Origin of the sequence: Kitasatospora sp. NPDC004614, from assembly GCF_042873675.1 — a bacterium.
Lineage (GTDB): Bacteria > Actinomycetota > Actinomycetes > Streptomycetales > Streptomycetaceae > Kitasatospora.
The window spans coordinates 1-12,947 of sequence record NZ_JBIALR010000026.1 but is presented as its reverse complement, the minus strand read 5'-3'; the positions used below and the strand labels follow the sequence as shown (position 1 = coordinate 12,947).

Genomic DNA, 12,947 nt, shown 5'->3' with positions numbered 1-12,947 from the left:
ATGATCAAGAGGCGAACGCTAGCGAGTCCCACCGACAAGCCCTTGGCCGACTGCCCCCGAAGGCCAGGCGGTTCGGTCGCGGATGTGGTCGAACTCCTCGACCTCGCCGGACAGGACGTCGAAGTGGGGGAGTGGGGCCCACAGGCTCCGTTCCCCGATGACGTACAGGCGGTGTTTGGCGCGGCTGGCGGCGACATTGAGCAGGTGTGGGGTGCGGGCGGCCCAGCCCCGGGCGCCGGGCCGGCCGCCGCCGAGGACGAGGATGACGACGTCGGCTTCCTTGCCCTGGGCCCGGTGGACGGTGGCGCAGCGTTCGTCGAGGACCTCGAAGGTCCAGCCGGGGCGATCGCCGCAGATCTTCTTGCACTCGGAGACGAGTGAGCGGAAGGGGGCGATGATGCGCAGCCGGGTGAGATCGATGCCGTGCTGGTCCAGGCGGTCGAGGACGAACTCGAAGGCACGGCGGTCGCGTTCTCCCCAGGGGGCGTCCGGTGGCCGGGTGGGGTCGTCGGTGTTGAGCCAGCGGCTCGGCAGCAGGCCGTCGCGTTCCTCGTCGGGGAAGGCCTTGCGTGGCGTGCCGTAGACCATGAGGCCGCCATAGGCGACCTCGTTGCTGATGGTGAACATCGGCTCTCCGCAACGGCGGTGGACGCGCAAGGGGGAGCCGACCCAGACGTGTTCGTCGTCGCCGTCAGGAGCGGGCAGGTAGGTGCCGTAACGGTTGGTCCGGTCGGCGACGGCCTGGGCGGAGGTGGCCGAGGGCAGCCACTGGTCGTCGACGCCGTAGGCACCAAGCAGCCGGCGTTGCAGGACGGTGGGCATGGTGACGACGGGTTCGAGCTGGAGGGGGTCGCCGACGAGGACAGCGCGGCGGGCGCGCCACAGGGCGCCGACGGCGGCTTGCGGGGTGGCCTGGCCGGCTTCGTCGACGAGGACCCAGCCGATGGTGCCCTGGCCGAGACGGGCGAACATGCTGCCGATGGAGGAGAAGGTGGTGGAGACGACCGGGATCAGGAGGAAGAGGGTCTGCCAGGCGCGCTCGACCTCCTCGTCGGGGATCGGCCCGTTGGTGTTCGTCATCAGCTCCATGAGGACCTGGAGGTTCCCGTGGACCTGCTTGGCTGCCCCGGCGACGAGGGCGCGGTGCAGGTCGAGGGCACGCAGGAACAGGTCACTGCGGGCGATCGACCAGGCCTCGTCGGACCACGGCGAGCCGAGTTCCTGCTCGCGCTCGTCGAGGTGGAGCCAGTCGAGCGGCAGGGAGGGCAACGTCGATGCGGCATCCCGCAGTTGGCGGTGGCGGACGCTGAGGTCGGCGACGGCGGCGTCCAGGTCGCGCCGGGCCGCCGTCGCGGCGGTGCGGGCGGCCGCGAGGTCGGCGCTGGCCGCGTTCTCCCGGGCGAGGGCGGCCTGCTCGCGGGTCTGTGCGTTGGCGAGTGCGGTCGCGGCGTCGGCGACCACGCGGTCGGCGTCGGCGTGCAGGCCGGCGGCCAGGGCTTCGATGTGGACGGCGTCGGCGACCTGCTCCACGGCGTCGTCGAGGGCGCGGCGCTGCTGGACGAGCAGGTCCAGGATCTCGGCCTGGGTGCGTTCGCGCTGCTGCTCGGCGGCCTGCCGGTCGGCGGTGCTCTGCAGCAGTCGGCGCAGACCGCCGCGCACACCGCGTTCGACGGTGGGGGAAGCGTCGTAGCGGGTGGTCAGCGCGTCCACGTACTCGCGGTGGTGCGCGGCCCGTTCCCGCGCGCCGGACAGGCGTGCGCGGGCGGCTGCCAGCTCCTGGCGGGCTGCGGGTACCAGTCCGCCGGCCGCGCGGAGCTCGGCCTCGGCCGTCGCGGTGGCGGCACGGGCGGAGGCGACGGCGGCGTTGGCCGCGGCCAGGCGGGTCACGGAGGTGGCCACCCGTTCGTCGGCCAGCGCGATCGCGGCGTCCAGATCCGTGATCCGCTGCCGGGCGCGCGGAGATTCGACGGCCTCCAACTCGGTGGCCAGGCGGGTTCGTTGACCGCGCAGGCGCTCCACCTCGGCCTCGGCGACGCGGAACGCGGCGACGGCCTCACGCCACGACGGCACGGGCCGGGCCGGGGCCGCGGTCGTGGTCGTGGCCGCGGTCGGGGCAGCGCCGGTCCCAACGGCCGGGTTCTGTCGGTAAGTTGGCGAGTTCGGCGGGATCCAGCTGCTGAGGATCGCCTTCATGCCGCTGAGCGGCGGCAGGCCGGCAGCCGTGCGGGCGTCGGATTCGTTCTCCGGCAGGCGGCCCCACCAGAACCGCTCGCCGAACTCCTTGCGGTTGGTCTTGTTGCCGAGCACGGCTGCCACCAGGCCCCATGCCGGAGCGCCGCCGAGGAGTGCCGAGGCGAGATCGGAGAAGTGGTCCGGGCCGCCCCGCCAGTGCTCGTCGAGCGCGTCCAGCCCCGGCAGTTCCGCGGTGATGTTCTCCACCGCGCCGTTGTTGGAGGAGGTGACCACGATCTCGAACCCGGTCAGCCGCGGGTCCAGCCGGGCGACGTAGCGCCGGTGCTTGCCCTGCCGGTCCAGGCCCCGCCAGGCACGGCCGGTGAATGCCTGCCCGGGTCGGTCGAAGCCGGCCATCACCGTTGCCCGCTCGACCACCAGGGCGGCCACCAGGTCGCGCAGCATCGTGGTCTTGCCGGTGCCCGGCGGACCGTTCACCGAGAACAGCCCACCCTCGGTGCCGTCGCGGTCGGCGAGCATCCGGTCCACGGCGAACTGCTGGCTCAACGCGAGGGGGAAACGAGCCGGTGAGGGCCACCGCCCGGCCGGAACCAGGGCCGGAGCCACCCCCGCCAGGACGGCCTCGCGCACCTGCCGTACATCGGTGCGCGCCGCCATGTCCACCGAGCCCTGTTCGGTCAGGTAGGCGTCCAGCGCAGGCCCGAGCCCCTGGCCGGCCGCCGCGCGCACCCGGGCCAGGTCGGGCGGAAGAAGGCTGTTCAGGAACGGCGCGGCGGCGGCGACCTTTGCCCGCGGATCACGCGGACGGTGGACCAGTCGGCTGCGCACGCGGATCACCCGGGGACGCAGGTGTGCTTCCACCCCGCACAGGTCCGCGATCTGCGCGGTCAGTGCCACCAAGTCGGCAAGACCCACCGCCCGGGGACCCGCGGCGTCCTCCCCTGCCGGCGGGCCGGGGTCGGACGCCGCAGGGTTGGGTGCCGCAGGCTCGACGGAGGAGCCGCGCTCGGTCTGGCCCGGTCGGCCGTCGTCCGCGTCCTCCGGGGCGACACGGCGGGCAGCAGCCCAGTCGGCGGCGCGCCGTACCAGCGGCTCGGTCGCGCCCTTCAGCGCGGCGCCGGCGACCTCGCCGAACAGTGCCCCCACCGCGCCCACGGCGGCGCCACCCAGGATCTCGGCCAGCAACTCCCGCCATCCGGAGGCCGTCGACGCCGGTGCGGGAGTCGCCGGGGCTTGCGGGTCGGGCTGGTGCTCAGGCACCGGTCCGGAGCCCGAGGTGTAGGGAACGGGGGTGGCGGCCAGCGTGTCGATCGCGTTGCCGAAGGCGTCATTCAGGTCCTCGAAGCCGTCCAGCCACTCCGGTACGGACGGTCCGGGATCGAAGAGTCGACCGGTCGCCCACGCGCACGCGGAGATCACCGACGTGTCTTCGATCGGCCGGCCCTCTTCGTCCAGGACCAACGCGAACATCGCACTCTGCCCCGGCAACACCAGCTCGGCCTGCGGTACCCCGGGATCCGGGTCGGTTCCTTCGGGCAGCATCGCGATCATTGCCTGGCGCAGCAGCTCCAGGTCGAAGACGCCCCCGTACACCTCGTGGCGCCACATCCTGCCGTACGGGGCCCGGCGCTTGGCGGTGTCCGGGTGCTGCGGATCCCACGGCAACGGCAGCCGTTCCCGGCCCGGTTGCGGATCCATGTCGACGACGTATTCGTCCGCGGGTCCGGAGCGTGCGGCGCGGCGCCGGCGCGGCAGCGCAGGGATGGCCGGCGGGCTGAACAGCTCGATCGCTCGCCAGCACTCCAGCAGGGCCTCCCGGCGACGGTCCTGCGCGTGTCCGCTCCGCACCCACTGCCCCCGCGTTGAACGTGCGGCATGTGGCCGCCCCTGTGTCGATCAGCTGCGTGCCGAATCTACCGGACAGTCACTGTACGGATCGTCGCGTGTGGGGCCTTGGCCCACCGCGTGAGACCCTGCTCTCGTCGCCGGCCGCGCTCCTGCCCGCCAAGATCTTCAAGAGCGTCGCAGCCGTGCTGGCCGGCCGGATCGCGGCCGTTCCCGTCAACCCGCCCGTGCGGGTGCGGAGTTCGGCGCGAGCGGATAAGTGCTTCCTGACACGATGAGACCCCACTACTCGGGTGGGTAGTGGGGTCTCCAGACCGGTCCGCGGTCAGACGTCGCCGAACTCGCCGGCCACAGTGGCAGTTACGAAGGCCGCCCAGGCGGCGGGGGCGAACTCCAGGTGCGGTCCGCTCGGGTCCTTGGAGTCCCGGACATGGCCCGGGTGCAGGTCGTCCACCTCGATGCACTGGCCGCCGTCGGAATTGCTGTAGCTGCTCTTACGCCAGCGGCGTTCAGCAGGTGACTTGGGGTCGTCATGGGCCATCGGGGGCTCGTCCTTCCAGCGCAGCTCTGATCAGTCGCTCGGACTCGGCCATGGACAGCGCCTGAGCCCTCAGCAGATCGTAGAGTGCCCTGCGCTCTGCAACCTCATGGCTTTCCACGAAGAGCGTTCCGGTCCGCGTGCTCTCCTCGTACGCAACCTGCTGGCCGTCCTCCAGCTCAAGGATGGACATGGATGAGGTCTCGGAGTGGATGCCGGCGGCGAAGGGGAGCACCTGCACCACGACGTTCGGAAGCCGCATTGCCGCGAGGATGGTGTGCAGCTGCTCCGCCATCTCGGCCGGGGTGCCGACCTGGCGACGGATCGCGGCTTCGTCGAGGATGAACCAGTACCGGCACTCTGTGCTCTCCCGCATGCGGATCTGCCTCCCGATCCGCGCGCGTACCCGCTGCTCAACCTCTTCTTCCGGACCGTAGGGGATGCCGGAGCGGAGGATGCGCCGGGCGCACGCTTCGGTTTGGAGCAGGCCGTGAATACCAGGGCTGTAGGACTCGTCCACCGTGGCCCTGTCGGCAAGAGTCAGGATCTCGCGGTACTTCGCAGGGTGGTCTTCCTGGCGGGCCAGCGGCAGCAGGCGTACAAAGTGACCGCCTGTCTCGAATGCCCTGTCCAGCTCTTCGGACAGGCCCTCCGGGACGCGGTGATCCCCGCTCTCCACCCGGGACAGGGAGGCGGGGGAGGAGTGCGCCTCAGCTGCCAGACGAGCGAGGGACCAACGACGTTCCTCCCGAAGCCTCAAGACCTCGGACGCGTAGAAGTGGCGCGCACTCCGAGTCGGATCAGGTCGCTGCTTCTGAAAGGCCATGGCCGCTCCCTCTCCCCCTTCATGTTCCACACGTTCCACGCGCCGAGGCCCAGAGCCCCAGTGCGTTCCGAGATCCGGTTGGAACGTGCCGCGCCTGTTCAGGGTAGCGCCGAACCGCGACGCTTGATGCACAGACGGTGACCATCGCGGAGTGCAATCGCAGTACGGAGCAACAGTCATGACGTTCAGTCAGCCCAGCCCCGATCCCTTGGGTCCGCCGCTCTCGGAACTCCCTGACGGCTTGGCCAAGGGCACCCTCGTGCAGGACCCCGACGGCCGAATCGGCGAGTACGCCGGCCAACTTGACGGTGAGGTCTGGCTGCGCCCGCCGCGTGGCGGCCGGGAGTGGTCCGCCGATCCCGCGAGGTGCAGGCTGGCCGGGCAGCCGGCGGCGTCGGGATTGGGTCAGCAGCTCCGGGCCCGGTCGCTCGGCAGCCGGATCAACGCGGCGGGGCGGGAAGCGTCGTGACTGCCAAGTGGGAGAGGTACGTCCTCCCCCGAACTACGACCCGCTGTCCGACTACAGCCCCGAGAAGGCGGCCAAGGCAGCCCCGGTCGGGATGCGGGCCGGGTGGAGGCCGCTGGGCTGCTGCGACAGCTGTGACAGGAAAGCGATGGCGTCGGTCCGCCCGATCCTGGCCGCGCAGCTGTCCGCCGAACCGGAAGGTACGACGTGAACCCCGCAACAACCGGCCGCGCACTCGCAGATCGGGCTGTGACGGTCGCGGTGAGCGCCGGCCCCGCTGTGCCGGCTGCGCTGCTCTTCCTGGTGGACAGCGACCCTGACCGTCGGTGGGTGTGGGCGTGCAGCGGCATCGCGCTCGCCATGATCGGCGGCGCGTATGGCTCCGACTGGCTTGCTCGGTGGCGTCGAAGGCGGGGCTGCGTCCGTACTCGTCGCGCCCGCCAGCACGGGTTGGCACTGTGCCGGGACGCGATCCGCGGCCGGGCGGGCCTGTGAGTACGACGACGCTCCCGGATTCCGTCAGCGGCGCGAAGTGGGTAGGCGGTGCACCTTGTGGGTCCGCCGCCCCCGTTCGTTGACCTGAGCGCGTAGTCACACACCACAGACTCCGCCCGGTTGAGCCGGGCGGCGCCGATCCGGCCGTCGGACAGCCCGGATCGGCAGTACCCCGCCCCGGTGGTTGATGGGCAGTCAGTTGCCGGGGCGGGGCTTTCCCACACACAACCGCGAAGGAGGTCCCCCGTGACCGCGATCATGGAACGTCCCCAGAGCATGGCGCTCATCGTGCCCGAGTCGGTGGAGCTGGAGCTGACCAACAAGTGTCAGCTGAACTGTGGCCACTGCTTCAACGACTCCGGCCCGCACCAGTCGCACGGCACGATGACGCTCGACGACTGGATGAAGGTGATCGCCGAGTGCGCCGAACTCGGAGTAACGGTAGTTCAGTTGATCGGTGGAGAGCCCACCGCCTTCCCCGGGTGGCGAGACCTTGTGGACCACGCGCTGAGCCTGGGCCTGGAAGTGGAGGTTTTCTCCAACCTCTACCACCTCACCGAAACAGCGTGGGAGACCGTCACCCGTCCTGGCGTTCGGCTGGCCACCTCGTACTACTCCGTCAACGCCGGGGAGCACGACCGGGTGACCCGCCTTCCCGGGAGCCACAGGCGGACCAGGGCCAACATCGTCATGGCGTTGAACCGCGGAATCCCACTCCGGGTCGGCATCGTCCGCTGCCACGACGAGCAGTTCGTGGAGCAGGCTCGCCAGGAGTTGCTTGCGCTGGGCGTTCACCACATCACCGTGGACGACGCACGGGGGGTCGGCCGGGCCGGCAACGGGCAGGCGCCGACCATGGACGCGCTGTGCGGCAACTGCGCGCGTGGCCGGGTGGCCATCCTCCCCGACGGGACCGTTGCCCCGTGCGTCATCGGCCGGTGGCTGGGAAAGGAGAACGTCAAGGACCCGGGCGGGCTCCGACGCATCCTCAGCGGCCCGGCGTGGGCGCAGATCGCTGCCGGCATCCCGCCGAAGCGCAGCACCGTCACGGGAGCCTGCACGCCGAACGACAGCAACGACTGCGACCCGTCCAACACGCCCGCCTGCGCCCCGAAGTACGACGTCGCACCGGGGCCGACGACGCTGAGCCACTGCCCGCCGAACGACAGCCAGTCCTGTGCCCCGACCGAGCCGGCGTGCAACCCTCAGTTCGGTCTGTAGAAGGGGCACTTGATGAGCTGGACGAAATACGCGCAGGAACTGGCCGAGCAGACAACCGACCCCGACTCCCGCTGGCGACGGCCGGTGTCGGAGGTGCCCCGGCATCTGCTGATGCCGCGATGGTGGGAGCCGGTCGAAGCCGGTGGCTGGCGACTCCAGGTCGGCGCGCAGGACCCGGAGTTGTGGTTCCGGCGGGCGTACGGCAGTACCTCCGTCGTTACCAGTGTGGGTGGACTCCACGCGGACCATGCGGCGCCGGACGACGTTCCGACGGGCCGCGCGACGAGTTCTGCCACGCTCACGGAGCTGGTCGTCAAGATGCTGAGGCACGCCCGGATCAACGCCGAACACGACCTGCTCGACATCGGCACCGGGGCAGGCGGGTTGACCGCGATTTCCTGTCGGAGGCTGGGCGCCGAGCACGTGACGAGCGTGGACGTGGACGAGTACCTGACCCGTGCGGCGACGGACCGTCTCGCCGCGATGGGGTTGGCACCGGAGTTCCTCACGCTGGACGCCACGGGGCCCATTCCCGGGAGTTACGACCGGATCGTCGCCACGGTGGCCGCACGCCCCGTACCGGTCTCGTGGCTCAAGGCGCTCCGCCGTGGCGGGCGGCTCGTCACCACCATCGCCGACACCGCCCTGATCCTGACCGCGTGGAAGGACCCGGGCGGCGGAGCCACCGGCCATGTCCAACGGGACTGGGCCGGATTCATGGTCACTCGTCACGGTCCGAACTACCCCGCCGGTCCGGACCACCTGTTCAAGATCGCTCGGGAGTCCGAGGGTGAAGAGGTACGAACGTACCGATACCCGGTGGCGGACATCCGTGAGCACTGGGAAACGTGGTCAATGCTCACGATCACGGTGCCGGGCATCGAGATCGACTTCGAAGAGCGACCGGGTAGGCGTGTGGCCCACCTCGTGCACCCTGACGGGTCGTGGGCACGGGCAGAGGCGGAGCGCTACGAGCCGCCGACCGTCCACCAGAGCGGCCCGCGCCGGCTGTGGAACGACTTGGAGCGGATCAGGAACTGGCGCGAAGTCGAGGGCGGGTTGCCGCTGTTCGGCTGCACGGCACGCATCGACCCCGACGGCGTGATCCACCTGTCACGGGGCCGCTGGTCGGAGACGATCGGCGGCTGAGCCGCCCTGAGCGTCCGCCGGCAGTGACCGCGGACCGGGCAGGGCCCCAGGAACGCTTGGCGGTGTTTCCTGGGGACCTGTACTGCCGGTGAACGGTAGGTCGGACAGGCGAAGGACTGCGCGGACGTGGCGCATTGGGCGGAGGAGAACCACCAGGTTCGGCGACATGCGCTCACCTCTTGACAGGCACTGCCGATGCTGGATTACTTGGCCGAAATCGAGACAGTAACCGAATGTTCGGTCGGGCGACAAGAGTGGCACGAGCGCACCGGATTCGGCCGCATCGGCATCCGCGACATCACCGTCCTGCGCGGCGACGAGGTGATCGCGGAGTTCCGCAGCCGCAGCCGCAGCCTCAAGGACGTGAAGGAGACACGATGAGCACGACGCGTTCCGTCAGCGGACCCCGGCGACTGGGCGACGCACTCCCGACCGGTCTGCGGGACGAGGGTGAGCGCCTGGACCCCGAGGAGTTGAAGGCACTCCAGCTCACCCGGCTCCGGAGCACCCTGGAACACGCCTACCGGAACGTCGATTTCTACCGCCGCAAGTTCGACGAGGCCGGCGTCCGGCCCGAGGACTGCCGCACACTCGCCGACCTCGCCCGCTTCCCGTTCACCACCAAGGCCGACCTGCGCGACAACTACCCCTTCGGCATGTTTGCCGTCCCGAGGGAGGACGTCCGCCGGATCCACGCCTCCAGCGGCACCACCGGCCGCCCCACCGTGGTCGGCTACACCGCGAACGACCTGTCGATGTGGGCGGACATGGTGGCCCGGTGCATCCGCGGGGCCGGCGGCCGCCCCGGCGACATCCTGCACAACTCCTACGGCTACGGACTGTTCACCGGTGGCCTCGGCGCCCACTACGGCGCCGAACGCGCGGGCTGCACCGTCATACCGGCTTCCGGCGGCATGACCGCCCGCCAGGTCCAGATCATCCAGGACTTCCGGCCCAGGATCATCATGGTCACCCCCTCCTACATGCTGACGCTCCTCGACGAGTTCGAGCGCCAGGGCATCGACCCGCGCACCAGTTCCCTGGAGATCGGCATCTTCGGCGCCGAGCCGTGGACCGAGGAGATGCGCCGTGAGATCGAGGAGCGCCTGGACATCCACGCCGTCGACATCTACGGCCTGTCCGAGGTGATCGGCCCGGGGGTGGCCGGCGAGTGCGTCGAGACCAAGGACGGCCTCCACATCTGGGAGGACCACTTCTACCCCGAGATCGTCGACCCCCTCTCCGACGAGGCGCTGCCCGAAGGCGACAGCGGCGAGCTGGTCTTCACCTCCCTCACCAAGGAGGCCCTGCCGATCATCCGCTACCGCACCCGCGACCTCACCCGGCTGCTGCCCGGCACCGCGCGGCCCGCCTTCCGCCGCATGGAGAAGGTCACCGGCCGCTGCGACGACATGATCATCCTGCGCGGCGTCAACGTCTTCCCCACCCAGATCGAGGAGATCGTCCTGCGCATCCCCGCCCTCGCCCCGCACTTCCAGCTGGAACTGACCCGGCGCGGACGCATGGACCACATGACCGTGCGTGTCGAAGCACGGCCGGACGCGACCGCCGACGAGCGCGGGGCCGCCGCCGCAGCCCTCGCCAAGGGCGTCAAGGACGGCGTCGGCATGACCGTCGGCGTTGATGTCGTCGACCAGGACACCCTGGAACGCTCGCTCGGCAAGCTGCGCCGGGTCGTCGACTCACGGAAGTCGTGATCACACGTCTGGGACCCTGATGGCATGACCCGTCCTCCGTCCGACGGCGTCCCCCGGCCCGGCGTCCCCCGGCCCGGCGCCCCCGTCCCCGACCGGACCCCCGCCGAGGCCCGGCGACGGGGCCCGCCGGGTCGCTCGGCGGGGCGCGGGCCGCACCCTGTGCTGGGCGCCTTGACACCCGACCCCGCCGCGCTGAGGACTCAGCCCGGCGGATCCACCGGAAGCGTTCGGGTGGCTCCGCCGGGCCGTGGGGCTCAGCTGGTCTGGATCGCGGTGTCGTCGATCACGAAGGAGGTCTGCAGCGAGGCGTCCTCGACGGCGTTGAACTTCACCGTCACCGACTGACCGGCGTAGGCCGACAGGTCAGCGGTCTTCTGGGTGTAGCCGGTGTTCTTGTCGAGGTTGGAGTACGTGGCGACCGAGGTGCCGTTCGCCGTGACGGTGAGCTTGTCGTACGCGCTCGAGGTGGTGGTCTCGGCGGTGTCGATGTGGAGCCAGAAGCTCAGGGTCGCCTTGCAGCCGGTCGGGATGGTGACGGTCTGCGAGATGCTGTCGGTGTGGCTGGAGCCGTAGCCGTCCATCCACGCCTTCCACGAACCGCTGTGCGCGGCCTGCGAGGCGGAGCTGTCGACCACGCCGGAGGTGGTGGTCCACGGGGCCGCGGTGCCGGTCTCGAAGCCCGCGTTGCCGAGCATCTGCGCCGGGGTGCAGGTGCCCTGGTTCGTGGCGACCGTCCAGGAGAACGTGACGGAGGCGGTCTTGTTGGCCGCGTCCTTGACGGTGACGGTCACCGAGGAGCCGCCCGCAGTGGTGGCGGTCCCGCTGATCAGGCCGGTGGAGGCGTTGATCGACAGGCCGGCGGGCAGGCCGGTGGCCGAGTAGCTCAGCGGCGCGGTGCCGCCGGATGCCTGGATCTGCAGGTTGACCGAACCGTTGACCGCAGTGGACTGGTTACCCGGGTTGGTCACCGACACGGCCGCGCCGGCCGGCTTGGTCAGCAGGCAGCCGCTGACGTTCAGGTCGATGACCCGGCCGGTGCCCAGGCAGGTGGTGAACCAGTACGTCTCCTCACCGTAGCTCTGGCCCTTGGTGACGGTCGTGGTGCCGTCCGCGGCCACCTCGCACGGGTTGTTCATGGTGCACATCGCGCCGTCGTCGTTCCCCGTGTTGTTGATGCCGACGACCTTCTTGCTGGCGGCGTCGACGATGGGCGAACCGGACGTGCCGTGCGTGGTGTTGCAGCCCGTGCTGTAGCGCAGCGAGTCGTGCCAGGTCCACTGGTCCTCGCGCAGGGTTCCGACGAACCCGTTGATCGAGCAGTTCCACACCTGCTTCCAGTACGAGGACGGTATGTACATCGCCGACCCGTCGACCGGGTGGGTATCGCTGATCGTCAGCGCAGTCGCCCCGTACTTGGAGGTGATGGCGGCGAAGGTGTCGGTGAGCTGGTACAGCGCGACGTCGGTGCCGGTCATCGTCGCGTACAGCACCTTGTCCGCCTGGACGGTGCCGAGCGAGGTGCCGGAGGAGTCGAGCAGCGTGCCGCTGCGGCTGGCGCTCGCGTTCTGGATGACCTGACCGGCCGACGGCATGGTGGGCAGGCAGTGGCCGTTGGTCAGCATCATCGCCCGGTCGGTGTCCACCGAGCTCGGGTAACGGACCAGCGAGGCGGAGCAGTTGCTCAGCGCGATGGTGGAGGTCAGGTCGCCCGCCTGAACGGCCTGCGCGGGAGCGGCACCGAAGGTCAGGGCACCCGCAACGACCGCGCCCGCGCCGAGCGCGGCGGCGAATCTCTTGAACATGGCTCTCCTCGTGGGGGATTGCGGACGTGCGACCGGTTGGTGCACGCCTGCGCCGCACGAAAATGCCATGGCCACTTCAATGCGGTCAACCATGTCGACGGAACTCGCAATCGAAGCCCTCCGCAGAAGCCCCCGTCGGGCCGGACTTCTGGCGCGCCGTCAAATCGCGTATGACCGAAACCCGTTCGTCGCCGATGGGCCGCGCACCTTGGCCCCCGCTCCGGGGATGCGAGTTGCCCGGTGGCGATCAGGGCGAGGCGTGAGAAGAGAGTGCCGGAGAATCCGAAGAGTTGACGGAGCGTCCGACCGCCACTGCCACCCTGGAGGCCGACGCGCCCGTCGGCGGTGGAGACGAGCCGGTCGGCTACGGAGACCGCGCCCGTGGGTGGTGAGGATCAGGGCGCGGCCGCCGTCGGCTCCGTCTCGACGTTGACAACTCGATTCGCCCCGCCGATCGACGGCTGGCCCCTCCCCCTCCGAACGGGGGCGACCTGCGAACCGTGGTTTGCGATCCAGCGAGGGGCCAGAACACTCTGGGGCTCCGCGCCGAGCAGGCGCGGCAGTGACCTGGGAGGATTCAGCGGATGCTTCATCTTCCGCTAGATGAATGATGCGAAGGGTTAGTGGTCGTAGGCGGTCAGCGAGCGCATGACCGGCTGGCCGGTCCGGTCGTTGTGCCAGATTGCTGAGGTCA

At 70.3% G+C, this 12,947-nt stretch carries 7 protein-coding genes and 3 pseudogenes; 5 read left to right on the top strand and 5 right to left on the bottom strand.

What is annotated here, in order from left to right:
* Positions 1-18 precede the first annotated feature (18 nt).
* The 3 genes from ACFYST_RS33370 to ACFYST_RS33360 all read right to left on the bottom strand — a co-directional run bounded on the left by ACFYST_RS33370 (position 19) and on the right by ACFYST_RS33360 (position 5,402).
* Positions 19-4,041 (bottom strand): AAA domain-containing protein, encoded by a 4,023-nt coding sequence (locus ACFYST_RS33370; protein WP_387867830.1) that lies wholly within the window; start codon positions 4,039-4,041, stop codon positions 19-21.
* Positions 4,042-4,363: 322 nt separating this feature from the next.
* Positions 4,364-4,579, bottom strand: a complete 216-nt coding sequence (locus ACFYST_RS33365) for a DUF397 domain-containing protein (protein ID WP_387867828.1) — start codon at positions 4,577-4,579, stop codon at positions 4,364-4,366.
* A complete protein-coding gene (locus ACFYST_RS33360) occupies positions 4,569-5,402 on the bottom strand; it encodes a Scr1 family TA system antitoxin-like transcriptional regulator (RefSeq protein WP_387867825.1) in 834 nt (277 codons plus the stop codon). Before ACFYST_RS33360 ends, ACFYST_RS33365 begins: the two co-directional genes overlap by 11 nt.
* A 178-nt stretch (positions 5,403-5,580) precedes the next feature.
* Between ACFYST_RS33360 and ACFYST_RS33355 the strand changes: the two genes are divergently transcribed.
* From ACFYST_RS33355 to paaK, 5 genes and pseudogenes are all read left to right on the top strand, one after another.
* On the top strand, positions 5,581-5,871 hold the full coding sequence (locus ACFYST_RS33355; protein WP_387867823.1) for a hypothetical protein: 291 nt from the start codon (positions 5,581-5,583) through the stop codon (positions 5,869-5,871).
* Between the two features lie 738 nt (positions 5,872-6,609).
* The gene (locus tag ACFYST_RS33350) at positions 6,610-7,584 is read left to right on the top strand and encodes a radical SAM protein (RefSeq protein ID WP_387867821.1); all 975 of its coding nucleotides are present in this window, start codon (positions 6,610-6,612) and stop codon (positions 7,582-7,584) included.
* A 12-nt stretch (positions 7,585-7,596) separates the two neighbouring features.
* Positions 7,597-8,733: a 50S ribosomal protein L11 methyltransferase gene (locus ACFYST_RS33345; RefSeq protein WP_387867989.1), complete on the top strand. Its 1,137-nt coding sequence runs from the start codon at positions 7,597-7,599 to the stop codon at positions 8,731-8,733.
* Between the two features lie 261 nt (positions 8,734-8,994).
* A pseudogene (locus ACFYST_RS33340) lies at positions 8,995-9,114 on the top strand (phenylacetic acid degradation protein PaaD); the annotation flags it as partial.
* Positions 9,111-10,451, top strand: coding sequence for a phenylacetate--CoA ligase PaaK (gene paaK / locus ACFYST_RS33335; RefSeq protein WP_387867819.1), 1,341 nt, complete (start codon positions 9,111-9,113; stop codon positions 10,449-10,451). The pseudogene ACFYST_RS33340 and the gene paaK, both read left to right, overlap by 4 nt.
* A 254-nt stretch (positions 10,452-10,705) precedes the next feature.
* Here paaK and ACFYST_RS33330 read toward each other — a convergent pair.
* Both ACFYST_RS33330 and ACFYST_RS33325 read right to left on the bottom strand, forming a co-directional pair.
* A pseudogene (locus ACFYST_RS33330) lies at positions 10,706-11,434 on the bottom strand (putative Ig domain-containing protein); the annotation flags it as partial.
* 201 nt (positions 11,435-11,635) lie between these two features.
* Positions 11,636-12,073 (bottom strand): annotated as a pseudogene (locus tag ACFYST_RS33325) (serine protease); the annotation flags it as partial.
* Positions 12,074-12,947 lie beyond the last annotated feature (874 nt).

What these genes read in the sequence shown, in the direction of transcription:
- ACFYST_RS33365 (WP_387867828.1), bottom strand. Translation starts at nt 4,579, where the DNA reads ATGGCCCATGACGACCCCAAGTCACCTGCTGAACGCCGCTGGCGTAAG.
- ACFYST_RS33360 (WP_387867825.1), bottom strand. Translation starts at nt 5,402, where the DNA reads ATGGCCTTTCAGAAGCAGCGACCTGATCCGACTCGGAGTGCGCGCCAC.
- ACFYST_RS33355 (WP_387867823.1), top strand. Translation starts at nt 5,581, where the DNA reads ATGACGTTCAGTCAGCCCAGCCCCGATCCCTTGGGTCCGCCGCTCTCG.
- ACFYST_RS33345 (WP_387867989.1), top strand. Translation starts at nt 7,597, where the DNA reads ATGAGCTGGACGAAATACGCGCAGGAACTGGCCGAGCAGACAACCGAC.
- paaK (WP_387867819.1), top strand. Translation starts at nt 9,111, where the DNA reads ATGAGCACGACGCGTTCCGTCAGCGGACCCCGGCGACTGGGCGACGCA.